The sequence below is a fragment of the Actinoplanes rectilineatus genome, assembly GCF_000962825.1.
Classification (GTDB): domain Bacteria; phylum Actinomycetota; class Actinomycetes; order Mycobacteriales; family Micromonosporaceae; genus Actinoplanes; species Actinoplanes rectilineatus.
Genome location: NZ_JZKF01000002.1, coordinates 56,928 through 78,763, shown reverse-complemented (window position 1 = coordinate 78,763; position 21,836 = coordinate 56,928). Strand labels below are relative to the sequence as shown.

At 73.0% G+C, this 21,836-nt stretch carries 21 protein-coding genes and 1 pseudogene; 8 read left to right on the top strand and 14 right to left on the bottom strand.

Annotated features, from left to right (window positions below):
* Positions 1–47 precede the first annotated feature (47 nt).
* On the top strand, positions 48–497 hold the full coding sequence (locus tag WH85_RS01645; RefSeq protein WP_157410684.1) for a MarR family winged helix-turn-helix transcriptional regulator: 450 nt from the start codon (positions 48–50) through the stop codon (positions 495–497).
* Between the two features lie 68 nt (positions 498–565).
* Here the strand turns inward: WH85_RS01645 and WH85_RS01640 are convergent, their stop codons facing one another.
* Positions 566–1,972 carry an FAD-binding oxidoreductase gene (locus WH85_RS01640; protein WP_211275251.1) on the bottom strand — a complete coding sequence of 469 codons (1,407 nt, stop codon included), beginning with the start codon at positions 1,970–1,972 and terminating at the stop codon, positions 566–568.
* 149 nt (positions 1,973–2,121) lie between these two features.
* Between WH85_RS01640 and WH85_RS01635 the strand changes: the two genes are divergently transcribed.
* Positions 2,122–4,002 (top strand): AfsR/SARP family transcriptional regulator, encoded by a 1,881-nt coding sequence (locus tag WH85_RS01635; RefSeq protein WP_052720078.1) that lies wholly within the window; start codon positions 2,122–2,124, stop codon positions 4,000–4,002.
* A gap of 112 nt (positions 4,003–4,114) precedes the next feature.
* Here the strand turns inward: WH85_RS01635 and WH85_RS01630 are convergent, their stop codons facing one another.
* From WH85_RS01630 to WH85_RS48365, 5 genes and pseudogenes are all read right to left on the bottom strand, one after another.
* Positions 4,115–5,029 (bottom strand): AfsR/SARP family transcriptional regulator, encoded by a 915-nt coding sequence (locus WH85_RS01630; protein WP_083448715.1) that lies wholly within the window; start codon positions 5,027–5,029, stop codon positions 4,115–4,117.
* A gap of 113 nt (positions 5,030–5,142) precedes the next feature.
* A complete protein-coding gene (locus WH85_RS01625) occupies positions 5,143–5,931 on the bottom strand; it encodes an SDR family NAD(P)-dependent oxidoreductase (protein ID WP_045739819.1) in 789 nt (262 codons plus the stop codon).
* Between the two features lie 26 nt (positions 5,932–5,957).
* Positions 5,958–6,920 (bottom strand): alpha/beta fold hydrolase, encoded by a 963-nt coding sequence (locus WH85_RS01620; protein ID WP_052720076.1) that lies wholly within the window; start codon positions 6,918–6,920, stop codon positions 5,958–5,960.
* Positions 6,917–7,708: an alpha/beta hydrolase gene (locus WH85_RS01615; RefSeq protein WP_045739818.1), complete on the bottom strand. Its 792-nt coding sequence runs from the start codon at positions 7,706–7,708 to the stop codon at positions 6,917–6,919. The genes WH85_RS01620 and WH85_RS01615 overlap by 4 nt, the downstream gene beginning before the upstream one ends.
* A 64-nt stretch (positions 7,709–7,772) precedes the next feature.
* Positions 7,773–7,946, bottom strand: a pseudogene (locus WH85_RS48365) (sigma factor-like helix-turn-helix DNA-binding protein); the annotation flags it as partial.
* A 7-nt stretch (positions 7,947–7,953) separates the two neighbouring features.
* Here WH85_RS48365 and WH85_RS01610 point away from each other — a divergent pair.
* Entirely contained in the window at positions 7,954–9,030 is a 1,077-nt protein-coding gene (locus WH85_RS01610) for a lysylphosphatidylglycerol synthase transmembrane domain-containing protein (protein ID WP_083448713.1), read from the top strand.
* 2 nt (positions 9,031–9,032) lie between these two features.
* On the opposite strand, the gene WH85_RS01605 is transcribed toward WH85_RS01610, so the two are convergent.
* Both WH85_RS01605 and WH85_RS01600 read right to left on the bottom strand, forming a co-directional pair.
* On the bottom strand, positions 9,033–9,347 hold the full coding sequence (locus WH85_RS01605; RefSeq protein WP_045739817.1) for an AAA family ATPase: 315 nt from the start codon (positions 9,345–9,347) through the stop codon (positions 9,033–9,035).
* A 196-nt stretch (positions 9,348–9,543) separates the two neighbouring features.
* Positions 9,544–10,386 carry a helix-turn-helix transcriptional regulator gene (locus tag WH85_RS01600; RefSeq protein WP_045739816.1) on the bottom strand — a complete coding sequence of 281 codons (843 nt, stop codon included), beginning with the start codon at positions 10,384–10,386 and terminating at the stop codon, positions 9,544–9,546.
* 103 nt (positions 10,387–10,489) lie between these two features.
* Between WH85_RS01600 and WH85_RS01595 the strand changes: the two genes are divergently transcribed.
* Entirely contained in the window at positions 10,490–11,488 is a 999-nt protein-coding gene (locus tag WH85_RS01595) for an aldo/keto reductase (RefSeq protein ID WP_045739815.1), read from the top strand.
* A 21-nt stretch (positions 11,489–11,509) separates the two neighbouring features.
* Positions 11,510–13,441, top strand: a complete 1,932-nt coding sequence (locus WH85_RS01590; RefSeq protein ID WP_045739814.1) for an AfsR/SARP family transcriptional regulator — start codon at positions 11,510–11,512, stop codon at positions 13,439–13,441.
* A 6-nt stretch (positions 13,442–13,447) separates the two neighbouring features.
* Here the strand turns inward: WH85_RS01590 and WH85_RS01585 are convergent, their stop codons facing one another.
* The 4 genes from WH85_RS01585 to WH85_RS01570 all read right to left on the bottom strand — a co-directional run bounded on the left by WH85_RS01585 (position 13,448) and on the right by WH85_RS01570 (position 16,520).
* Positions 13,448–14,401: an alpha/beta hydrolase gene (locus tag WH85_RS01585; RefSeq protein WP_045739813.1), complete on the bottom strand. Its 954-nt coding sequence runs from the start codon at positions 14,399–14,401 to the stop codon at positions 13,448–13,450.
* 63 nt (positions 14,402–14,464) lie between these two features.
* On the bottom strand, positions 14,465–15,256 hold the full coding sequence (locus WH85_RS01580; protein ID WP_045739812.1) for a glucose 1-dehydrogenase: 792 nt from the start codon (positions 15,254–15,256) through the stop codon (positions 14,465–14,467).
* A gap of 43 nt (positions 15,257–15,299) precedes the next feature.
* On the bottom strand, positions 15,300–15,728 hold the full coding sequence (locus tag WH85_RS01575) for a nitroreductase/quinone reductase family protein (RefSeq protein ID WP_045739811.1): 429 nt from the start codon (positions 15,726–15,728) through the stop codon (positions 15,300–15,302).
* A gap of 12 nt (positions 15,729–15,740) precedes the next feature.
* Positions 15,741–16,520 (bottom strand): SDR family NAD(P)-dependent oxidoreductase, encoded by a 780-nt coding sequence (locus WH85_RS01570; RefSeq protein ID WP_045739810.1) that lies wholly within the window; start codon positions 16,518–16,520, stop codon positions 15,741–15,743.
* Positions 16,521–16,638: 118 nt separating this feature from the next.
* Here WH85_RS01570 and WH85_RS01565 point away from each other — a divergent pair, with 118 nt between their 5' ends.
* Together WH85_RS01565 and WH85_RS01560 are read left to right on the top strand one after the other, a co-directional pair.
* Complete coding sequence (locus WH85_RS01565; protein WP_045739809.1) at positions 16,639–17,259, top strand: TetR/AcrR family transcriptional regulator; 621 nt, start codon at positions 16,639–16,641, stop codon at positions 17,257–17,259.
* Between the two features lie 56 nt (positions 17,260–17,315).
* A complete protein-coding gene (locus WH85_RS01560; protein WP_157410683.1) occupies positions 17,316–18,332 on the top strand; it encodes a hypothetical protein in 1,017 nt (338 codons plus the stop codon).
* On the opposite strand, the gene WH85_RS01555 is transcribed toward WH85_RS01560, so the two are convergent.
* Positions 18,232–20,199, bottom strand: coding sequence for a hypothetical protein (locus WH85_RS01555; protein WP_045739807.1), 1,968 nt, complete (start codon positions 20,197–20,199; stop codon positions 18,232–18,234). The two genes, WH85_RS01560 and WH85_RS01555, sit on opposite strands and share 101 nt — an antisense overlap.
* A complete protein-coding gene (locus tag WH85_RS01550) occupies positions 20,196–20,813 on the bottom strand; it encodes a TetR/AcrR family transcriptional regulator (protein WP_045739806.1) in 618 nt (205 codons plus the stop codon). The genes WH85_RS01555 and WH85_RS01550 overlap by 4 nt, the downstream gene beginning before the upstream one ends.
* A 60-nt stretch (positions 20,814–20,873) precedes the next feature.
* On the opposite strand from WH85_RS01550, the gene WH85_RS01545 reads away from it, so the two are divergent.
* Positions 20,874–21,830 (top strand): zinc-binding dehydrogenase, encoded by a 957-nt coding sequence (locus WH85_RS01545; RefSeq protein WP_045739953.1) that lies wholly within the window; start codon positions 20,874–20,876, stop codon positions 21,828–21,830.
* Positions 21,831–21,836 lie beyond the last annotated feature (6 nt).

The window sequence follows — 21,836 nt, the reverse complement described above, 5'->3', positions numbered from 1 at the left end:
CGGGCGAGGAGGATGAGCGCACCGTCCCCGTGCAGAAAGGCGCCAGCGTGCCGTACCCGTCCCGGACGTCGCCGCACCCCGGACCCGTCGAGGACCTCGGGGTGGCGCTGCGCATGGTGCTGCAGCGGTACCTCGCCGATGTCCGGGAGCTGTTCGGGTCGCTGCCCGGCGGCCGGCACGGTTACGAGATCCTGCGGGCGATGGCCGGCGACGACCACCGCACCCTCGCCGATCTGGGCCGCCGCATCGACGTGCACCCCGCCGTGCTGACCCACCGCATCGACGCGCTGGAGAAGTCCGGCCTGCTGCGCCGGGAGACCCGGCCGGGTGACCGGCGGGCCCGCAAACCGGTGCTGACGGCGCGCGGTCTCGACGTCGTGACCGGTCTTGATCACGAGATCCGGCGGGCGGAGTGCGATCTGCTGCAGCCGCTGGATCCGTCCGGGCGGGCCGCGTTCGTGGCGGCGCTCCGGACGATCGCCGACGCGAAGGACTGATTCTGATGCCGGCTCGTGCCCTGCGCCCGGCGGGTCCCGCGGCATCGTGCGGGACCCGCCGCCCACGGTCAGGCCGCGGGCGGGATGTTGTGGTTGATCCGGAACACGTTGGCCGGGTCGAACCGCTGCTTGATCTTCGTGAGGCGCTCGAAGGACTCCGGCGCGTACGCCAGGGCGACCGTCTGCGGATCGGTCTCGCCACCGAACATGAAGTTCAGGTAGCGGCGGCCGGTCGACCACGGCGCCAGCGCGTCGATCAGCTCCTGCTCGTACGCGTGCAGCGCGGCGGCGTCCGGCGGCCCGCCCGCCGCGACCAGGAAGACGTTGTAGAGCGTCTCGTCCCGGTTGCCGACCGCGTTCGGGACCGCCGGCGGGCGGCTGAGCGCGCCGCCCATGTGCCGGATCTCGGCCAGGACCAGCGGCGACGGCGCCCCCGGGCCGGCGAACCGCAGGATCGTGTCGACCGCCTCCGCCGGAAGCTCCCGCAGCAGCGCCCCGTGCTCGTACAGCGGAAGGGGATCGACCGGGTCGTTGTGCACCGAGGCGACCGCCGCGTAGGGCATCGGCCCGACCGTGTCGAGGATCGGCGTGCCCAGCTCCCGGAACGGCGCGACCATCAACGCCCCCTCGGACGGGCTGCCCAGGTAGGCGATGCGCAGGTGCGCCACGAGCCGGTCCCGCAGCGGCTCGGGCACGAACGGCGCCGCCGGGAGGTGCAGCAGGCCCACCGAGGCGGACATCTCCTCGGGGACGTCCCTGGTCCACTCGCGGAACAGGTGCAGCACGTCGCCGGCCAGTTCGCCGGGGAAGAAGATGCCGCCGCCGTAGAACGCCTGCATCGGGAAGAGCGTGAACTCGATCGCGACGACGACACCGAAGTTGCCCTTGCCGCCGCGCAGCGCCCAGAACAGGTCCGGTTCGCTGTCCGCGGTCACGTGCCGCAGCTCCCCGTCGGCGGTCACCACGTCCAGCGCGGTCACGTGGTCGGCGGCGTACCCGTGCTTGCGGCCGAACGGCCCGAGGCCGCCGCCGAGCGTGTAGCCGACCACGGTCACCGTCGGCGACGAGCCGTTCAGGGCGGCCAGGCCGGCCTTCTGGGCCTGTTCGATGAACTCGGCCCAGCGCACGCCGGCTTCGACACGGGCGGTCCGGGTCTCCTCGTCGACGGTGAGACCGGCCAGACGCCGGGTGGTGATCAGCACCGCGCCGGCCGAGGAGACCGAGCTGCCGTGCCCGGCGCCGAGCACGGCGACCGGCAGACCGTGGGTGGTGGCGAACCGGACGGCCGCCTGGACGTCGGCCACGGTGGCGGCACCGACCACGACCGCCGGGGTGTGCACGACCGTGAGGTTGTAGGTGGCGAGTTCCGCCGGGTGGTCCGCGTCCCCGGCGACGAGGACGGGGCCGGTGACGGCGTCCCGCAGGGCGGCGACGGCCGCCGTGGACGGAATTTCGGGGGAGGCTGTTGCGCTCACGAGGAACGGCCCTTCTCGACAGTGGTGACGCCGGTGGTGCACCGGCCTCACCATTGGGCCGGTGGCGCGGTGGACGAAGAGTTGGTGAAACGTAGACGCGCAGATCACGCGCTCGACGGTTCGGTGAGCAGCGAAAGAGGGTTGACGTGATGACCGGGCACGAACTTCGGATCTCGGTACTCGGGCCGGTGCGTGCCTGGCGGGGCGGTGCCGAACTCGACCTGGGCACCCCGCAGCAGCGCGCGGTGCTGACCACCCTGGTGCTGCGGGAGGGCCGGCACGCCACCCGGGACGCCCTGATCGACGCGGTCTGGGGCGACGACCCGCCGCGGACCAGTGCGGTCACCGTCCGGACCTACATCTCCCGGTTACGGCAGGCCCTCGGCGACGGCGTCATCGTCACCGGGGGCGGCGGCTACCTGCTGCGCCTGGAGTCCGCAACGCTCGACCTGGCGGACTTCGGCGCCGCGCTGGCACGGGCCCGCGCGGCGACCGCGGCCGGCGAGCACACCACCGCGGCACGGTCGCTGCGCGAGGCGGACGCACTGTGGCAGGGACCGGCGCTGGCCGACATCCCGGGCGCGTACGCCGACGCCCAGCGGACCCGGCTGGAGCGGGAGCGCCAGGCCGCCCGGGAGGACCGGCTGCGGCTCGACGTCGACTCGCCGCTGGTCGGCGCGGCGGTGACCGAACTGAGTGAGCTGGTCGATCAGCACCCGCTCGACGAGGGTCTGCGCGGACTGCTGATGCTCGGGTTGTACCGGACCGGCCGGCAGGCGGCCGCGATCGAGCAGTACCAGCGGATCGCCACGCTGCTCGCCGACGAGCTGGGGCTCGATCCGGGTTCCGGGCTGCGCCAGGTCTACAAGCGGATCCTGGACGGCGAGCCGGCCACCCCGCCGGTGCCCGCCCCGCCCGCCGCCCCGGCCCCGGTGCCGCCCGTCGCGACGGCGCCCGAGCAACTCCCGATCGGGATCCGGGACTTCGTCGGCCGGGCGGACCTCGTCGACCGGCTGACCGCGCTGCTGCTCGCCGACGGGACCAGCACGCCGGTGGCAGGCCTGACCGGCCTCGGCGGGATGGGCAGCAGCACCCTGGCCGTCCACGTGGCCCGCCAGATCCGGCCGGCGTTCCCGGACGGGCAGGTGTACGCCGACCTGCGCGGCACAGCCGGCAACCCGGTGGAGGTCGGCACGGTGCTGGCCCGGTTCCTGCGCGCGTTCGGGGTCGCGGACGCGGCGATCCCCCGCCAGGTCGCCGAGCGGGCCGCCCTGTGGCGCAGCGTCTCGTGCGGGCGCCGGGTGCTGGTGCTGCTCGACCACGTGCAGAGTGCCGAGCAGGTCCGGCCGTTGCTGCCCGCCGACCGGGGCAGCGCCGTCATCCTGACCGGCAGCCGTCGCATCCCGGACCTGCCGGTGACCCGCTGGTTCCGGATGCCGGTGTTCGGCCCGGAGGAGTCGCTGGAGCTGTTCCGCCAGGTGACCGGCCGGGACCGGGTGGACGCGGAGACCGCGGCGGCGCTGCGGTTCGCGGAGGCCTGCTCGCACCTGCCGCTGGCGGTCCGGCTCGGCGCCGAACGGCTGGCGGACCGGCCGGACTGGCCGATCGCGGCGATCGGTGAGCGGCTGCGGGTGGAGATGCGCCAGCCGGTGGCAGTGCACGAGGACTGCATCCGGGTGGAGGCGCCGTTCGAGCGGGACCTGGCGGCGTTGCGCGCCGTCGACCCGCTCAGCGCGGTGGCGTTCGGCCTGGTCGCTCTCCCGGACGGCGACGAGGCCACCGTCGACGGGGCGGCCCGGCTGCTGGACCTGCCGGCGACCGAGGCGGAACGCATGCTGGAGGTGCTCGTCGACGCGCACCTGATCGAGCCGGCCGGCTATCAGCACTACCGCTACCTGAGCATCGTGCGCTGGTTCGCCCGGCGTAAGGCCATCGCCGCGCACACCCCCGAGTACCGCGACGCGGTGGTGGCCCGGCTCGGCGACCGGCACCAGGTGCCCGCGCGGCGCCCGGCCCTGCGCGCCGTGTGACAGCCCGGCCCTGCCCGCTGTGTGACGGCCCGGCCCGGCGCGCCGTGTGACGGCCCGGCAGGCGTGACGCCGGGCCGTCGTCAGCACCCGATCAGCGGCGGCGGTCCGGTACTCACCGGGCCGCGGGCGCCGGCCAGGCGGGGACGGACCAGGCCGGCGTCCCGGAGGAGACGGGCCGGGCCGTCGCCCACCGGGTGTGCCCGGCACCGCGGCAGGAACAGCAGCACTGCGGATGGGCCGGCCGCAGAACGGAACCGGCGGCCGGCGACCGTTCCGGGGCACCCTGCCGGCGCAGCACCGCGTCGCGGGCCGCGACCAGCTCCGGCCCCGGGCTGATGCCCAGATCCTCGGAGAGCCTTTCCCGGACCCGGCCGAACGCCTCCAGCGCGTCCGCCTGCCGGCCGGCGGCGGCCAGCAGCAGCACCAGCCGGGCCTGCAACGCCTCGTCGAGCAGTCCGCGCCGGGCGGCCTGCTCCAGTGCCGGCAGCACCTCGTCGGCGGCGTCCCCGGCGAGCGCGGCGTCGGCGGCACACCGGGCGGTGGCGAGGTATTCCCGGTCCAGGGCCACGCTGACCGCGTGCCGGGACCACTCCGCGTCCATCCCGCCGCGCCACAGCAGCAGAGCCTCGGCCAACAGGCGGGCCGCAGCCCAGGGCTCCTCCTGCCGGGCCCGGTCGGCGAGCACGCGGAACCGCAGCAGGTCGAGCGTGCCGGCGTCCACGTCCATCCGGTATCCGCCGGCCGAGCGCACCAGCCACCGGCCGACATCACGGACCGCCAGACCGGGTTCCAGGATCCGGCGCAGCGTGCCGATGTTGCGGTGCACGGAGTTGACGGCGCTGTCCGGTGGGCACTCGCCCCACATCGCGTCGACGATGTCCGCCAGGCTCACCGGCCGTCCCGCGTTCACCAGCAGCAGCGCCAGCAGGGCCCGCTGCTGGGGCGCGCCCAGGTCGATCTCCCGGCCGTCCCGCCACGCCTGCACCGGTCCCAGCACGCTGAACCACACCGGTCGTTCTGTCTTCATGGATCCACCCCTCACGATCACCGTCGACTCTGCGGCGTGCGATCGCGAGGGGCATCCGTACGGTGACTACGTCACGGACACGCGGGTGTCCACCGGCGACTTAATCCGCGCCCTCACAGAGTGGTGATCAGGCCGCCGTCGATGACGACGTCGGTGCCGGTGACGTTCATGGCGCGGCCACCGGCCAGCAGCAGGACCAGGTCGGCGACCTCGTCCGGCCGGGTGAAACGACCGGAGACGGTGCCGCTGACCGCACCCTTGACGATCTCCTCCGGCGAGGCGTCCCGGGCGCCGCCGACCGTCTCGGCCATGCCACCGGATCCCAGCCACAGGTCCGTCTCGACCGGCCCGGGGCTGATCGTGTTGACCCGTACCCCGCGCGGCCCGACCTCCTTCGACAGCGCCTTGGAGAAGTTGGCCAGGGCCGCCTTCGCGGCGCTGTAGTCGATCACCAGAGGGTCGGGCAGCGCCGCGTTCACCGAGCCGATCGTGACGATCGCGCCACCCTGCTGCAACAGCAACGGCAGGGCCGCGCGCGTCACCCGTACCGCGGAAAGGAAGTTGATGGTCAACGCGCCGAGCCAGTCCTCGTCGGTGACCGACAGGAACCCGCCGACCCGGGGACGCACCCCGCCGACGTTGTTGACCAGGATGTCCAGCCGGCCGCCGAGCAGAGCGGCGCCCTGCTCGACGGCGGTGACCGCACCCTCGGCGGTGCCGAGATCGGCGGTGACCGGGTGGACGGACCCGGACCCGGCGAGGGCGGTGAGCTCGGCGGAGGCCGAACGGGACACCGCCGCCACCGTCACCCCCTCGCCGGCCAGGGCCCGGACGATGGCCAGCCCGATACCGCGGCTGGCGCCGGTGACCAGGGCGGTCTTACCGGAGAGAAGCGGATCCACGACGACTCCTTCTGATCGGTCCGGTCTCAGCGCAGAAAGTCGAGGAGGCGCTCGGTCATCTCCTCCGGGTGCTCCTCGTAGATCCAGTGACCGGATCCGGTGATCAGCGCCGGGGTGACGTCGGTGGCGTACTCCGCCGCCTGCTTGCCGACCACGTCCTTGAGGCTGTGGTCGGCACCGATCGCCAGGACCGGCATCCGCAGCTTGCGCTTCTGGTTGATCTTGTTGTCGGCGATGTCCCGGGGGAAGGCCCGGAACCACTCGAAACTGGCCCGCAGGTGCGCGTCGTCCTTGAGGTAACCGGCGAAGACCCGCACGTCGGTGGCGTCCACGCCGTCCTCGACCACCTCGAGGTGGTCGGTGAAGCCCTGCACCCACTGCTCCTCGCGCCCGTTCACGGTCTGCTCGGGCAGGCCGTTGGTGAGCAGGAAGAACCCGAACTGCCACGGGCCGGGGCCGTCGGCGGTCAGGGCCGGGAACGAGTAGAGGCTCTCGTCCGGGATCGGTGCCTCGCTGAGCACCAGCTTCTTCACCTCGGTCGGGTGCGCCGCGGCGTACGCGTAGGCGACCATCGTGCCGATGTCGTGGCCGACCAACCGGACGTCCCGGTTGAGGCCGAGCCGGGTGAGCAGGCCGTGGATATCGGCGGCCATCGTCTTCTTGTCGTAACCGCCGGCCGGGGCGTCACTCTTGCCGGCGCCGCGCAGGTCGGGGGCGATGACGGTGTAGTGGCGGGACAGCGCCGGCAGGATGTCGTGCCACTCGTACCAGGTCTCCGGGTAGCCGTGCAGCAGCACCAGCACCGGGCCCCGGCCGCCGCGCACGTAGTTGATGCCGACGTCGCCGACCCGGACCTTCTGCTCGGTGAAACCGGCCGGCACCCGGTCGGCGGCGACGTCCCGGCTCTGCGCGGCGCTGCCGCTCGAACCGATCGCGAGGGCGACGGCGGCGACGAGCAGCGCGGCCAGCCCCCTGGCGGTGAGATTCACAGGCCCTGCTCCTTCAGCCAGGCGAGGGTCCGCTCGGCGACCTCACGCCAGCCGGCGTCGATGGTCAGCGAGTGGGCCCGGTCCGGGAAATCGACGATGTCGGTGACCGCGTGCGAGTGCCGGTACTGCTTGAGGGTGGCCCGCACGACCGTCTCCGGGACGGTGTGGTCCTTGCCGCCGGCGATCAGCAGCAGCGGACCCCGCGACTCGTTCGCGGTGTCGACCTTGGCCGGCGAGTGCGGGTTGAAGTTGGCGGCCGCTGCCTCGAAGAGCGGCTTGCCGGGGGCCGGGATCGACCACCGGTCGTACAGCTCCTGGGACTCCTGCTCGCTGATCGCGTTGCCGAAGGCGTACCGGAACTGTTCGGCGGTCAGCGACACGCTGCGGTTCTTGTTCGCCGGGTTGCCCAGCACCGGCAGGCCCGAGCGCAGGGCGGACAGCGGCAGCGGCAGTACGCCCTTGATCTGCGCGGCGTCGATGCCCACCGCGGCGACGCCGAGGTCCAGTCCGAGCAGTTTCTGGGCGATCATGCCGCCGAACGAGTGGCCGATCAGGATCGGCTTCTCGGCGAGCCCGCCGATGATCTGGGCGTAGTGCTCGACGACGTCGTCGATGCCGTGCCCGGCCAGCGCCTCCGGGTGGGACCGGGTCTGCGCGACGGTCTCGGCGTCACCGGGCCAGCCGGGTGCGATCGTCTGGTAGCCGCGTTCGGTGAACAGGTCGGCCCAGGGCTGCCAGGAGCTGGCATGCAGCCATAGGCCGTGGATGAAGATGACGGGTGTGGGCACTGTGGGTTCCTTCCCTCTGTACGCGGCCGCCGTCGCGTCGCGGCGGCGGCCGACCGGGCTCAGGCTAGGAAGACCCCTGTGGGCAAAGAGTGGGTGAGCTGTGTGGACGCCGGGGCGGCTCGGCGTGGCGGCGCAGCGTCCGCAGCGCGTAGTGGGCCCGGGACTTGACCGTGCCCTCCGGGATGCCGAGCGCGTCCGCGGTCTCCCGGGCCTCGGACCCGCGACATCGGCTGAGCACCGCTCCCATGCGTGACTTCGTCCCCGGCCGGGCAGTACCAACCGTGATCATCGAACGGAACCTCGACGACGACGGCCCGGACACCGCCGCACCGCGCCGGACCCGTCCGTGGCTGCGGCACACCATGGTCACCGCGATCGTCGTCCTGTTCGCCGTCGAGCTCGTGCTCGGCTGGCCGTCGCTGGTCTCCGCGATGTCGCAGCTCCGCGCCCCGCACGCCGGCTGGCTCGCCGCGGCGCTCGCCGCCGAACTGATCGCCATGGGCGCCTACGCCCGCATGCAGCAGTCCCTGCTGCTCTCCGCCGGCCTGCGGGTTCCGGTGCACCGCAACCTCGCTCTCGCGTACGCCGCGCACTCCCTCAACGAGACGCTGCCCGGCGGTCCCGCGTTCTCCGCCAAGTTCAACTACCAGCAGCTGCGCCGGTTCGGGGCCACACCGGCGGTCGCCTCCTGGTGCATCGCGCTGTCCGGCATCCTGTCCACCACCGCCCTCGCCGTCGTCACCGCGGCCGGGGCGGTGGCCTCCGACGGCGACCCACAGTGGTTCAGCATCGCCGGCCTGGTCGCCGTCATCGCGCTGATAGTGATCGGCATCCGGCAGGTCACCCGTCGCCCCGAGATCGTCGACGCCCCCGCCGGGGCGGTGCTGGCCCGGGTCAACCGGCTGCGCGGCCGGCCCGCCGGGCAGGGCCTCGACCACGTCCGCGCCTTCGTCGGCCAGCTCGGCTCGGCCCGCCTGACCGCCGGGCGCGGCGCCATGGCCGCCGTCTTCGCGGTGCTGAACTGGGGCCTGGACGCCGCGTGCCTGTGGATGTGCCTGCACGCCGTCACCGACCAGCCGGTCAGCGCCACGCAGGTGTTGCTCGCCTTCTGCGCCGGCATGGCGGCCGGCACCGTCACCCTGGTCCCCGGCGGCCTCGGCATCATCGACAACGCCCTGATCCTGGGCCTGGTGGCCGGCGGCACCAGCATGGCGACCGCGATCGCCGCCGTCGTGCTCTACCGCATCATCAGTTTCGGTTTCATCATCGGCGCCGGCTGGATCACCTGGCTCGTCATGCGCCGCCGCCAGCGCGACTCCTGAGATCAGGAGCGGTTCGTCCAGAGGGCGTCGAGCGGCACGACCGTGGTGCCGTCCTGGCCCGCCTGCGGAACCGTCTCATATCGCGTCGAACCGGCCAGGACGAACCGTCCCGGGCTGAGGTCGCGATTGAGCCCTGCCTTGATGACGTCCAGAAGCTCGGGGACATGCTGGTATTCATCGATCAGAACCGGGCCCGGGCCACTGGCGAAGCGCCCGGGATCGGCCCGGACCGCCGCTCTCGTCGCCGGATCGTCACAGTCGATGACCGGCTGCTGCGACCGGTCTGCCAGCTCGTGAAGCAGGGTGCTCTTGCCCACCGTCCGAGGACCGTTGAGAACGATCGCGGGCTCCTCCGCCAACCTCCTGCTCAAAACCCCTGTGAGCTGCCGTTGAGCGATGCCGGAAAGAGCCCCATCCATGCCGGAGAGGCCATCAGTTTTCCGCATCTGCAGGGTTTACTTCCGCGATTGCAGACTTTGTTTTCCGCAACATGTAGGGGAGATCTTCGATGCCCTACACGCCGGCCGGGAACGCCTGGAGGCCGATCACGTTCAGCAGGTCGAGGCGTTCGCGGGCGGCGGCGTCGGCCGGGGTGAGCACCAGCAGCAGCTGCCGCTGATCCGGCGTGACCAGGGTTTCGCAGTTCATCTGCACCGGCCCCACCCGCGGGTGGACGAACGTCTTACGGTCGGCCCGGCGGACGCCGACCTCGTGCTCGGCCCACAACGTGCGAAACCCCTCGCTCTCGGCGGTCAGCGCCGCGATCAGGCGTACCAGAGTGGGGTCGTCGTGCCGCCGCCCGGCGACCGCCCGCAGGTCCGACACGATCGCGCGGGCCAGGTGCGCGCGCTCCTCGGGCGGGTGATTCTCGGGCACCCGCGGGTCGGTGAACCAGCGGTACACGTGGAAGCGCCGGTCACCCGTGTACGCCGTCTGCTCCCCCACCAGCAGCAGCGCCGCCCGGTTCTGCGCCAGGGTCTCCCCCAGGTCGGACACCACCAGCGCGGGCGTGCCGACGAGCAGGTCGAGCATGCGCAGCAGGCCGGCGCGGGCCAGCCGGGCAGTGCCGTCGGCGGGCACCGGCTGGTGACCGGCCAGGTGGAACAGGTGGTCACGTTCGTCGTCGGAGAGCCGCAGCGCACGGCTCAGCGCCGCCAGCATCTGCGTGGACGGCTGGCTGCTGCGGCCCTGCTCGAGGCGTACCACATAGTCGGACGACATGCCGGCGAGCATCGCCACCTCTTCACGGCGCAGCCCGGCCGTACGCCGGCGGGGCCCTTCGGCCAGGCCCACCTCGGCCGGCCTGATCGCCTCCCGGCGGCGGCGCAGAAAGTCGGCCAGCTCGTCACTCTGCATGCATCCCACTGTGCCTTCCGGCCGGACGGCTTTCCAGGGAGCGGCACTCCTACGATAAGCGCTCCTCTCCCGCATCCCCGGCGACCGGCACAGGGTGGGATCCATGCGGAAACGAAACCTGGGCACCACCGGTCCTGTCGTCTCAGCGCTCGGCCTGGGCGCGATGGGCATGTCGCACGGCGTCTACGGCGCCTCCGAACGCGAGGAGAGCATCGCCACGGTGCACGCGGCGCTGGACGCCGGCGTCACACTGATCGACACCGGCGACTTCTACGGCATGGGCCACAACGAACTGCTGCTCGCCGAGGCGCTGCGCGGCCGGCCCCGGGACAGCTACGTGCTGAGCGTGAAGTTCGGCGCGCTGCGCGGCCCCGACGACTCGTGGGGCGGCAACGACGGGCGTCCCGCGGCGGTCAGGAACTTCCTGGCGTACTCGCTGAACCGGCTCGGCACCGACTACATCGACATCTACCGTCCCGCGCGCCTCGACCCGTCGGTCCCGATCGAGGACACGGTCGGCGCGATCAAGGAGATGATCGACGCCGGTTTCGTCCGGCACGTCGGGCTCTCCGAGGTCGACGCGGCGACCATCCGCCGGGCCAACGCCGTGCACCCGGTGTCCGACCTGCAGATCGAGTACTCGCTGATCTCCCGCGCAGTCGAGCAGGACATCCTGCCCACGCTGCGCGAACTGGGGATCGGGCTGACCGCGTACGGTGTCCTCAGCCGTGGTTTGATCTCCGGCCACTGGAACGCGGCCGGGAGCGGCCGGGAGGGCGACTTCCGCGGGATGACCCCGCGGTTCTCGGCCGAGAACGTCGACCACAACCTGTCCCTGGTCGAGGCCCTGCGCCGGGTCGCCGACGCCAAGGGCGCCACGGTGGCCCAGCTGGCCATCGCGTGGGTGGCCGCCCAGGGCGCCGACGTCGTCCCGCTGGTGGGTGCCCGCACCCGCGAGCGGCTGTCCGAGGCGCTGCCGGCCCTGGACCTGACGCTGACCGCCGACGACCTGGCCGAGATCGAGAAGGCCGTTCCCGCGGGCGCGGCCCGGGGTGACCGCTACCCCACCGCGATGATGGGTTCCCTCGGCGCGGGCAACTAGCACCGCGGGTAGCGTGACGGCGTGGGTGGGGAGATTCGGTTCGGCGTTCTCGGGCCGGTCACCGCCGAGGACGCGCACGGGCCGCTCGACGTGAAGGGGCCGATGCACCGCGCGGTGCTGGGCCGCCTGATCGTGGCCCGCGGCCGGATCGTGCCGGTGACCGTTCTCGTCGACGACCTGTGGGTGTCGCCGCCGGACGGGGCGGTGGCCGCGGTCCGCACCTTCGTCGCGGCGCTGCGCCGCGCGCTCGAACCCGGAAGACCCGCCAGGGCGCCGGCCACGTTGCTGGTCACCCAGGCTTCGGGGTACGCGCTGAGAGCCGCCCCCGACTCGGTGGACGCCTGGCGGTTCGAGCACGCCGTGGGACGGGCCGCCACGGCACCGGACGTCACCGCGCTGGCGGTGCTCGACGAGGCGCTCTCCTGGTGGCGCGGTCCCGCGTACGCCGACTTCCTGGAAACGGCCTGGCCGGTCGCGGACCGGTCCCGTCTCGCCGAGCTCAGGTCGCAGGCGGTCGAACGTCGCGCGGAGGCGTGTCTCGGGGTGGGCCGGGCCGCCGAGGCGGTGCCGGACCTGGACGAGCATGTCACCGCGCATCCGTGGCGGGAGTCGGGGTGGCGGCTACTGGCGCTGGCCCTGTACCGCTCGGGGCGGCAGGGTGACGCGCTGGCCGTGCTGCGACGGGCGCGGGAGTTGCTCGACGGTCAGCTCGGGGTGGAACCGGGACCGGCGCTGCGCCGGCTGGAGACCGACATCCTGCGCCAGGAAGCGCGGCTGGAGGATCCGGCGGCGGCGGTGTGGAGCCGGGCGTCGGCGGCGCTGGAGGCCGGGGGTTCCCGGGTGCGGCTGGAGTCGGCGGTCGGGCTGCTGCGCAACCTCGCCGTCACCGGCCCGGACGGCCTCGAGGTGGCCCGGGAGCAGCGGGCGGCGGCGGTCGCCGCGGCCGAGGAGCTCGGCGACCCGGAGCTGACCGCCCGGGTGATCGGCGCCTACGACGTGCCCGCGATCTGGACCCGTTCCGACGATCCCGCCCAGGCCGCGGGTATCGTCGCCGCCGCGGAGCGGGCTCTCGCCGCCCTGCCCGGCACCGGTCACCTGCCGGCCCGGGCCCGGCTGCTCGCCACCATCGGCGTCGAGTCCCGGGGCTCTCACGACGCCCGGCCCCGTGACTGTGCCCGGCAGGCCGAGGCCATCGCCCGGGAACTGGACGACCCGGCGCTGCTCGGGTTCGCCCTCAACGCCGTCTTCATGCAGAGCTGCCATCGCACCGGCGGGTCGGCCGGGCGTGACGCGATCGGCGCCGAGCTGGTCGGTCTGGCCACCCGGCACGGCATGGCCGGCCTGGAACTGCTCGGGCATCTGATCCGGTTGCAGGCGAGCTGCGCGGTCGTCGACTTCGACGCCGCCGACCAGCACGCGCACGCCGCCGACACCCTCGCCGACCGGCACGACCGTCCCCTCGCCCGCGTCTTCACCCAGTGGTACCGGGCGCTGCGGGCCGACGTCGCCGAGCAGGTGCCGGTGGAGCGGGCGGAGGAGCTCTACCGTGCGGCGGCGGCCCGCCTGGCGACCGCGGGAATGCCCGGCATGCACGACGGTCTCCTGCCGCTGGCCCTGCTCGGCCTCCGGATGCGGCGGGACCTGCCGCCGGCCGGATCGCAGTGGGGTCCGTTCGAGCCGTGGGTCCGTCCCCTGCTCGACCCGGGTGGGGCCGTGCTCGCCGAGGTGCCCGGCCCGCCCGCGGATCTGCTGGCCGAGGCGATGTGGGCGCTGCTCGGCCGGGCCGCGATCACCGCCGGTGACCGGCCGGCGATGTCGCGCGCCCGGCGGGCCCTGGCCCCGGCGGCCGCCGAGTGGGCCGGGGCGGCCAGCGGCCTGCTGAGCCTGGGACCGGTCGCCGGTCACCTGGCCGCGCTGGACGCCGCCCTGCTCGCCGGCCGCGACACACCGTGACCCTGCTCAGAGGTCGTGCAGCACCCGGACGCGTTCGGTCTTGTGGCGTTCGCCGGCCTCGTCGCCGATGAGCAGAACGTCGAAGGCGTGCGGCAGCCCGGGGTGGACGTGCAGTTCGGTGGAGACGCCGGCGGCCCACAACCGGCGGGCGTAGTCGACGTCCTCGTCGCGGAAGATGTCCAGTTCACCGACTTCGATGTAGGCGGGTGCGAGATCGGCGAAGTCGGTGTTGCGGGCCGGGGCGGCGATCGCGGGTACGGCGTCGGTGCCGTGGATGTCGCCGAGGACCGCGCGCCAGGCGGTGAAGTTGAAGTCGTACGAGAAGATCGTCGGCTCGGCGGTGAGGTGCCGGTTCGGGATCAGGTTGCGGTCGTCGAGCATCGGATAGATCAGGATCTGCCGGGCGATCGGTATGCCGGCGTTGCGGGCGAGGATCGCGGTGGCCGCGGCGACGCCTCCGCCGGCGCTGTCACCCATCACCGCGATCCGGGCCGGGTCGATGCCGAGGTCACCGGCGTTCGCCCGCGCCCAGCGCAGCCCGGCGAAGGCGTCGCCGGCCGGGACGCCGACGGCCGCGCCCGGGGCGAGGCGGTAGTCGACCGCGAGGAACGGGACCCCGGTCCACGCGACATACGTGCGCACGAGTGGCTCGTACAGATCGGCGCTGCCGGCGATCATGCCGCCGCCGTGCAGGTGGACGACCGCGGAACCGGGTGTGGCTCCGTCGCGGGTGTACCAGCGCAGCCGGAGCGGGGTCCCGTCCTCGGCGGTGATCCGGTAGGTCCGGGCGGTGACGCCGGGGGTGGGCGGCAGTGCGCTCATCTGGGCCAGGCCGTGGTCGAGGACGGCACGCAGTCCGGCGGGGTCTCCGCGCCGGAGGCCGGCGAATCCCGGTGATCCGGACGGTCCGGCGCCCGCGGCGATGAGGGTGCTGATCCGGGGGTGCAGGTGAAACGGCATTTCTCTTCCTGACGGGACGGGAAAGGCCCCGGACGACGGCCCGGGGCCTTTCGCAGCGGAGGGTCAGCTCTGGTTCTGGGTCTGTCCGGCGGCCAGGGCCGGGCCGAGCAGCATGCCGCCGTCCGCGACGAACTCCGAGCCGGTGACGAAGGACGCCTCGTCGGAGCTGAGGAACAGGAGCAGACGGGTGATGTCCTGCGGTTCGGCGAGCCGCTTGATGGCGAAGGCGTCGGGCGAGTAGTAGTCGCTGACCGGCTGCGCGCCGGGGTGCAGGGGTTCGGTGATCAGCGGGGTGTTCACGACGCCGGGGTGGATGGAGTTGACCCGGATGTCGTCGCGGCCGAGTTCCATGGCGGCCGAGCGGGTCAGCCCGCGGAGCGCCCACTTGCTGGAGACGTAGGCGGCGATGAGTGCCGTGCCGACGTTCGCCGAGGTCGAGGCGATATTGATGATCACGCCGCCGCCGGCCCGGCGCAGGGACGGGACGGCCGCCCGGATACCCAGGTACGGTCCGGTGAGGTTGACGTCCACGACGTGGCGGAAGTTCTCCGGATCGCTCTGCTCGATCGGCGCGGACCGGCTGAGGATGCCGGCGTTGTTGACCAGCACCGAGATCGGCCCGAACCGGTTCTCGGTCTCGGTGACGGCGTTCTGCCAGTCGGCGGCGGAGGTGACGTCCAGGTGGACGTAGTGGGCCCGGTCGCCGGCCTCGGCGACGAGCGCGCGGCCGCGGTCGTCACGGATGTCGCCGATCACGACGTTCGCACCCTCGGCGAGGTAGCCGCGCAGATGCGAGGCGCCCATGCCGCCGGCGCCGCCGGTGATCAGGATGGTCTTTCCGAGGAAGCGTTGCATGGTGGTTCCTTTCACGCTGATGCCGTGGGGCGGGCCGGGCGGCTCATGCCGGCCCGCCGGGGAAGGTCACTTCGACGAGGCGGCTCGTGCGGAGCCAGTCGGCGAGGTTCGTGGGCTGGGCGATGGTGCCCGGGTTGCTCGGCTGGTTGAGGTCGTCGACCACCGCGGTGAAGACCGTCAGCCGTTCCTGCGGGTCGGTGACCGGGCGGGCGTGGGCGCGCAGGTCGGCCCGCACACCGTTCTTGAGGTGGAAGACGAACTCGGGGTGGGCCCGCAGGTTGGCGTACCAGCTCGGCGGGGACAGGAGCCCGCTGTTGAGGTAGTAACGGCCGTGTACGCGGTAGAAGAAGATCTCGATCCGTCGCGGGCGGCCGGTGCGGCGTCCGGTGGTGGTGATGTCGATGATGCGGGCGCGGGTGGGTGACGCGGGGGTCAGCGCCAGCGCCGCGCGGATGGCCTGGTCCGTCGGCATGGGTGCCTCGGGTCAGGCGGCCGGCAGGGCGGGGCCGAGCAGCAGGCCGCCGTCCAGGACGAGTTCGGTGCCGGTGGCGAAGGACGCCTCGGCGGAGGTGAGGTAGAGCAGGGCCGCGGTCACGTCGGCCGGTTGTCCCAGGCGGGGGATCGCGAACGGCGCCGGGTCGTAGAAGTCCGCGATCGGCTGTCCGCCGGGCTCGGCCGGTTCGTGGATCAGCTTGGTCGAGATGACGCCGGGGTGGATGGCGTTGACCCGGATGCCGTCGCGGCCCAGTTCGAGGGCGGCGCTGCGGGTCAGGCCGCGGAGCGCCCATTTGCTCGCGACGTAGGACGCGTAGAGGGCGGTGCCGCCGTACGCCATCGTCGAGCCGATGGTGACGATGGAGCCGCCGCCGGCCCGGCGCAGTGCCGGGGTGACGGCCCGGATGCCGAGGAACTGGCCGGTCACGTTGACCGCGAACGTCCGTTCCCAGACCGCCGGGTCGGTCGCCTCGACGGGTGTGGCCGCGTTCTGCACACCGGCGTTGTTGACCAGGATCGTCAGCTTTCCGAACGTCTGCTCGGCGGCGCTGACCGCTGCGGTCCAGTCCTGCTCGGCGGTGACGTCGAGGCGGACCGCGAGGGCCCGGTCGCCGAGTTCCGCGGCGAGTGCGGTGGCCCGGCTCAGTCCGCGGGCGGAACTGCCGATCACGACGTTCGCGCCTTCGGCGTGGTAGGCGCGGACGTGACTCTCGCCGAGGCCGCCGGTGCCACCGGTGATCAGGACGGTGTGTGAGGTGAAGCGTGTCATGGCGGCCTTCCGATGAAATCCGAATGGTGAGCTAACCGGCTCACCTCGCCATTTGAAGCTACCGCCGCACACGGTGGCGAGTCAAGTGACTCACCTCGCCTTCCGGCATACTGGGGCCATGAGCACCGAACCCTCGGCGTACCACCAGCGGGTGGCGCAGCAGAAACGCGCCGTCATCCTCGAAGCCGCGACCAGCCTCTTTCTCGCCTCCGGCTACGACGGCACCTCCCTGGCGAAGATCGCGGAGGGGGCCGGGGTGTCCAAGGCCACGCTCTTCAAGCAGTTCCCGACGAAGGCGGCCCTCTTCGACGCGATCGTCACCGAGTCCTGGCAGGTCGAGGAGGACGACAGCCCGGAACCGCCGCCCGGCGACCTGACCGCCGGACTGACCGCGATCGGTCACCGCTACGTCGAGCTGCTCACCCGCCCCGGCATGACCGCGCTGTTCCGCATCGTCATCGCCGAGCTGCCCCGCTTCCCCGAACTGGGCGAGGCCCAGTTCAGCCGGGGCAAGATGCCCTACTTCGAGACCGTCAGCCGGTACCTGGCCGCCGTGCACGCCGCCGGTGCCGCGAAGGTCGAGGACACCGAACTGGCCGCCACCCAGTTCCTCGGCATGATCTCCAATTTCGTCTTCTGGCCCGGCCTGCTGCTCCCGCACTGGGCGCCGGACCGGGCCGCGATCGACCGGGCCGTGGACGAGGCCGTGCACACCATGGCCGCCCGGTACCAGGTCTGACCTGAGCATCCGATGGCATTCCGAATGAGCACCGCCGCGTGGTCGTCTTCGCCATCATGTCCACGCATCCTGACGGCGCCATCGACCTCGACACCACGACCCCGCCCCCACCCCCGCCATCCCGGCGGCGAGGGCGGATCGTGGCGGCAGCGGCAGCCGGCGCGCTGATCCTCAGCTTGATGACCGCCACCAAGGTGGCCGGTCGCGGTGCGACGCCGCCGGACGCGGCCGCCGCCCTGCGCGCCGCCGCCGAGGCCGCGGAACGGTCCGCGCCGGACCACGGCGAGGCACGGCTCGTCACGATCCGGCAGTTCGAGCTCGACGTCTTCCCCAGCGAGGACGGCGGAACCGGTGTGGACCGCCACGACTTCCTGGTGCGGGAGCGGATCCCCGCGGACCCGGAGGAACCGTGGCACCGGCGCACCCGCGAACTCGCCCCGGACGAGGGATGGGCACCGGACCGGGGCGCGGACACCGGTGTGGTGATCAACGACTGGCAGGGTGTCTGCGGCGACTACTTCCCGACGCCGGGTCAGGACCCCTGCACCCGGCCCGGCCTGTGGCAGGACCCCACGCCGGTCTTCCTCGCCGGGCTGCCGGAGGAACCCGCGGCGCTCGTCGCCCGGCTGCACGCGGACGTGGTCGCCGACGGCGCCGAGCTCGACGCGGCCGGCCTCGAGCAGGAGTCGCTGCTGTACGCGGCCGCCGCCCTGGAGAGCGGGATCGCCGCCCGCAGCCGCGCCGACATCTACCGGGCCCTCGCCACCCTGCCGGGGCTGAGCATGGACCCACAGCCGGTCGTGCTGCGCGACGGCCGCAACGGCACAGCGGTCACCCTGGACGCCCGGGGCGACCGGGTGGAGATCGCCGTCGACACGGGCAGCGGCGAATTCCTGGGCTGGCGCCGGTTCCTGATCGCACCCCGGGACGGACTGCCGGCCGGGTCGGTGACGGCGGTGACGATCGTCCGGGTCACGACGCCCCGGCGGGGTCGACGCCGTACATCTCCTGCTTCCAGAGGATGTCGGCGAGCGCGGAGAGGCCACGGCCCAGATGCCGGCGATAGGTGCTGAACGGCAGGCCCAGACGTTCGGCGGCGGCCTCCTGCGTGGGTACGCCGATGAGGTACGTCGCCCGGACCGCGCGGGAGAACTTGTGGTGACGCGGGTCGCCGGCGAGGACACCCAGCGCTCCCTCGACGTTCTCCTTGATCACCGCCACCGGCCGGCCCCGGAGCAGCGGGCTGTCGGCGAGCAGGTCGGGCCGGCGCCAGTGCCGCAGCACGTCGCGGAGTGCGGTGTCGAACTCCAGCCGCGTCGGGCGTGCCACGAGCTGTTCCCGGCCGGCGTCGTCGACCGTACGGCGCGACAGCATCCGGTCGTCGGTCCAGGAGTGCCAGTCGTCGGATGTCCGGACCCGCCAGTCGGCCGCGTACACGGTCAGGTCCCGGCCGCCGATGGTCAGCGCGGCGATCTCGGTGCCCGAGCCGTGCGCGGTGAACGCCTCGGCCCAGAAACCGGACGTGGGCGCCACGATGAAGTGCCAGGCGAGGTTGCGTGCCCGGATCATCTCGGCCGCGCACCGGATCTGCATGAGGTCCATCGACGCCGAGGGGCGCCAGGGCTGCCGGGCGTCGACGGCGAACCGCATCACGGCGAAGTGCTCGCCGGGCCGCAGCGGCGTGGTGTGCTGGACATGGCGCCAGGCCGCCGCGACGGCCGGGTCCGCGGACAGTTCCGCCGCGGTCGGTGTGGTCAGCCGCGGCCTGATGAGGAAGGCCGTGGGCGACTCGTCCCCGGCCGCCCGGTAGACCGTGACCGCGTCGGGCCGGTGGTCCAGCCAGAAGGCGGCGACGGCGGCGGACCCGGAACCCTCCGTCGCGCGGGCGATGGCCAGCACCGCCTCCCGGTCCGACGCGCGATAAGGGTGTTCGCGCAGGTCGTGACCGCGGTCGAAGACGAAGGACCGGGACATCAGCAGACGCTGGGTGAAGGTCACGTCCCGGATCGCGGCGAGAAGACGGTCGTCGGACGCGGTCCGGGCACGGTGCAGCAGGTGGGCCTTCACCGCCGCGTGGGTGGCCCGGTACGTGTCGGGGTCGCGCCAGCGCAGCTCGTCGCCGAGCGCCCGCCGGACCACCTCGGCGGGGTACAGGCCGTCGTCGCCGCTGTGGATGAACGGCCGGTCGCAGAGCCAGTCGAACAGCGCCGTCGCGTCGGCGTCCGGGATCGCCGCGCGCAGCAGTTCCTCCGTGGTGTCGTAGGCGTGGGCGCAGACGTCGAGGGCGCGGCGGTGCGCGGCCGAGGGGATGTCACCGACGACGCGGGCCAGGACGGCCCGGGTCAGATCACGGCCGGCCGGCATCCGGGCGGCCAGGTTGAGGGCGAACGGGTTGCCACAGCCGAGATCCGCCACCGCCGTACGCCGCTCGCCGGTCAGCCCGTGCATGTCCAGCAGGGACTCGACCTCGGCCGGGGCCAGGGGGGCGAGGGCGACGGCGTGGAAGATCCGGGACCAGCCGGGATCGGAGAGCCAGTCGGCATCCGGCGGACGACGGCCCGCCACGACCACGACGGCGCCGGCCGGGAGCCGGGGAAGGTGGGTGTCCCGCAGCCGGAGCCACACGCTGTCCCCTCGGTCGGTCGCGTCGACCGCATCGACCAGCAAAACCGGACCGGTGGCGTCCGACGCGGCGGCGACGGCGGCGGGAACGTCCTCCGGATTATCGAGGAGTGTCACCGGCCGCCCGGCGGCGCGGGCGACGGAGGCGTACCGGTGCAGAAGGGCGGTCTTGCCGATGCCGCCGGGGCCATGCACGTGAAGGACCGCCGGAAGGGCCGGATCGCGGGTCAGCACGGTCCGGAACAGCCGCATCTCGGCCGCCCGCCCGGCGAAACTCTCCGCCCGGACCGTCTGGACGTGCTCAGCGAACGTGGTCATCGGGTGGCGCCAGGGGCGAGAAGGGCCGCGGTCAGCGTGCCGGTGAGCCAGCTCTCCGAGTCGTCGAGGGGCCAGCCGAGATCGTCGGTGCGGATGAAGTACGCCGCGTTGCAAAGGTACAGCCACAGGATGTCGGTCGCCCGCTTCTCGTCCACCCCGTCGCCCAGCGCGCCCATCGCGGCCAGTCGTGCGGCCACCAGCGCGAAGCCGCCGCGCATGCTGTCGTGGGCGATGACCTGGCTCTCCCGCACGCCGGCCTCGCGGGGGGCTGCGGCGGCGACCTGCCGCATCAGCCCGGACCACTGCTCGAAGGTGATCCGGGTGGCGTGGACGATGAACCGGACCAGCTCGCCCGGATCGGTGACGGCCTGGATCCGGCTGACGATCGCCGTGACGTCGGCGGCGGTGGCGCCGTCCTCGATCAGGGTCCGGAGCAGCCCGTTCTTGCCACCCCCGACGGCGTAGACGGTGGCGGGCGCGACCCGGGCGGCGGCGGCGATCTCCTCGACGCGGGTCTCGAAGTATCCGTTGCGCACGAACAGGTCGCGGGCGGCGTCCAGGATCGCCTGCCGGGTGAGCTGCGCGTATTCCGCTCGTCGTCCTCGAGGTGTCATCAGTTGATCATAGCTGCTAGTTTTCGTCAGAGTCAGCTCTATCCAATGAAGGAGAGTCTCGTGCGTGCAGTGTGGTTGAGAGATTTCGGAGCACCGGACACGCTGCGGATCGAGGACACCCCCGATCCGGTGGCCGAGCCGGGCCAGGTGCTGGTGGCGGTGGACTTCGCCGGGATCACCTGGATCGAGACGATGTTCCGGGCCACCGGCTTCGGGCCGTTCCCGAAACCCCCGATGATCCCGGGCAACGGCGTGGCCGGCACGGTGGTCGCCGCCGGATCCAGCGCCGAACGGCACCTGGTCGGCCGGCGGGTGGTGACCGGCACCGGCGGCGCCGGCGGCTATGCCGAGCGGGTGGCCGTCGACGCCCGGCACGTGATCGAGGTGCCGGACGGAGTCGCGACCGACGACGCCGCCGCCCTGCTCGCCGACGGCCGGACCGCACTCATGATCATGGAAGCGGCCGGGATCCGGACCGGCGAACGGGTCCTGGTCGAAGCGGCCGCCGGCGGCGTCGGTTCCCTGCTCGTACAGCTGGCTCATGCCGCCGGCGCCGAGGTCGTGGCCGCGGCCGGATCGGCCGTCAAGCGGGAGGCGACCCTGGAGTTGGGCGCGGACATCGCGGTCGACTACCGCGAACCCGACTGGCCGCAGACGGTCCGGTCGAGCGGCGGCGGCATCGACGTGGTCCTCGACGGCGTCGGCGGCGCTGTCGCCGAGAGCGCCTTCACCCTGCTCGGCACCGGCGGCCGCATGATCAGCTTCGGGTTCAGCGCGGCCGCCGGCTGGCCGGAGATCACCGACGAGGTCGCCGCCGAACGTGGCATCCGGGTCCAGCGCGGCGTCTTCGGACCGCCCGAGGAACAGACCCGGCGCACGACCGAGGCGCTCGCCCTGACCGCAGCGGGCCGGCTACGCCCGCTCATCGGCCGGCGGTTCCCGCTCGACCAGGCGGCCGCGGCACACACCGCGATGGAGAACCGCGCGGTCGTCGGCAAAACCCTCCTGGCTCTCTGAAAGCGA

Coding starts and splice junctions, on each gene's coding strand:
- WH85_RS01635 (WP_052720078.1), top strand. CDS start 2,122: ATGACCGGGCACGAACTTCGGATCTCGGTACTCGGGCCGGTGCGTGCC.
- WH85_RS01630 (WP_083448715.1), bottom strand. CDS start 5,029: ATGAAGACAGAACGACCGGTGTGGTTCAGCGTGCTGGGACCGGTGCAG.
- WH85_RS01610 (WP_083448713.1), top strand. CDS start 7,954: ATGCGTGACTTCGTCCCCGGCCGGGCAGTACCAACCGTGATCATCGAA.
- WH85_RS01600 (WP_045739816.1), bottom strand. CDS start 10,386: ATGCAGAGTGACGAGCTGGCCGACTTTCTGCGCCGCCGCCGGGAGGCG.
- WH85_RS01595 (WP_045739815.1), top strand. CDS start 10,490: ATGCGGAAACGAAACCTGGGCACCACCGGTCCTGTCGTCTCAGCGCTC.
- WH85_RS01585 (WP_045739813.1), bottom strand. CDS start 14,401: ATGCCGTTTCACCTGCACCCCCGGATCAGCACCCTCATCGCCGCGGGC.
- WH85_RS01580 (WP_045739812.1), bottom strand. CDS start 15,256: ATGCAACGCTTCCTCGGAAAGACCATCCTGATCACCGGCGGCGCCGGC.
- WH85_RS01575 (WP_045739811.1), bottom strand. CDS start 15,728: ATGCCGACGGACCAGGCCATCCGCGCGGCGCTGGCGCTGACCCCCGCG.
- WH85_RS01570 (WP_045739810.1), bottom strand. CDS start 16,520: ATGACACGCTTCACCTCACACACCGTCCTGATCACCGGTGGCACCGGC.
- WH85_RS01565 (WP_045739809.1), top strand. CDS start 16,639: ATGAGCACCGAACCCTCGGCGTACCACCAGCGGGTGGCGCAGCAGAAA.
- WH85_RS01560 (WP_157410683.1), top strand. CDS start 17,316: ATGTCCACGCATCCTGACGGCGCCATCGACCTCGACACCACGACCCCG.
- WH85_RS01555 (WP_045739807.1), bottom strand. CDS start 20,199: ATGACCACGTTCGCTGAGCACGTCCAGACGGTCCGGGCGGAGAGTTTC.
- WH85_RS01550 (WP_045739806.1), bottom strand. CDS start 20,813: ATGACACCTCGAGGACGACGAGCGGAATACGCGCAGCTCACCCGGCAG.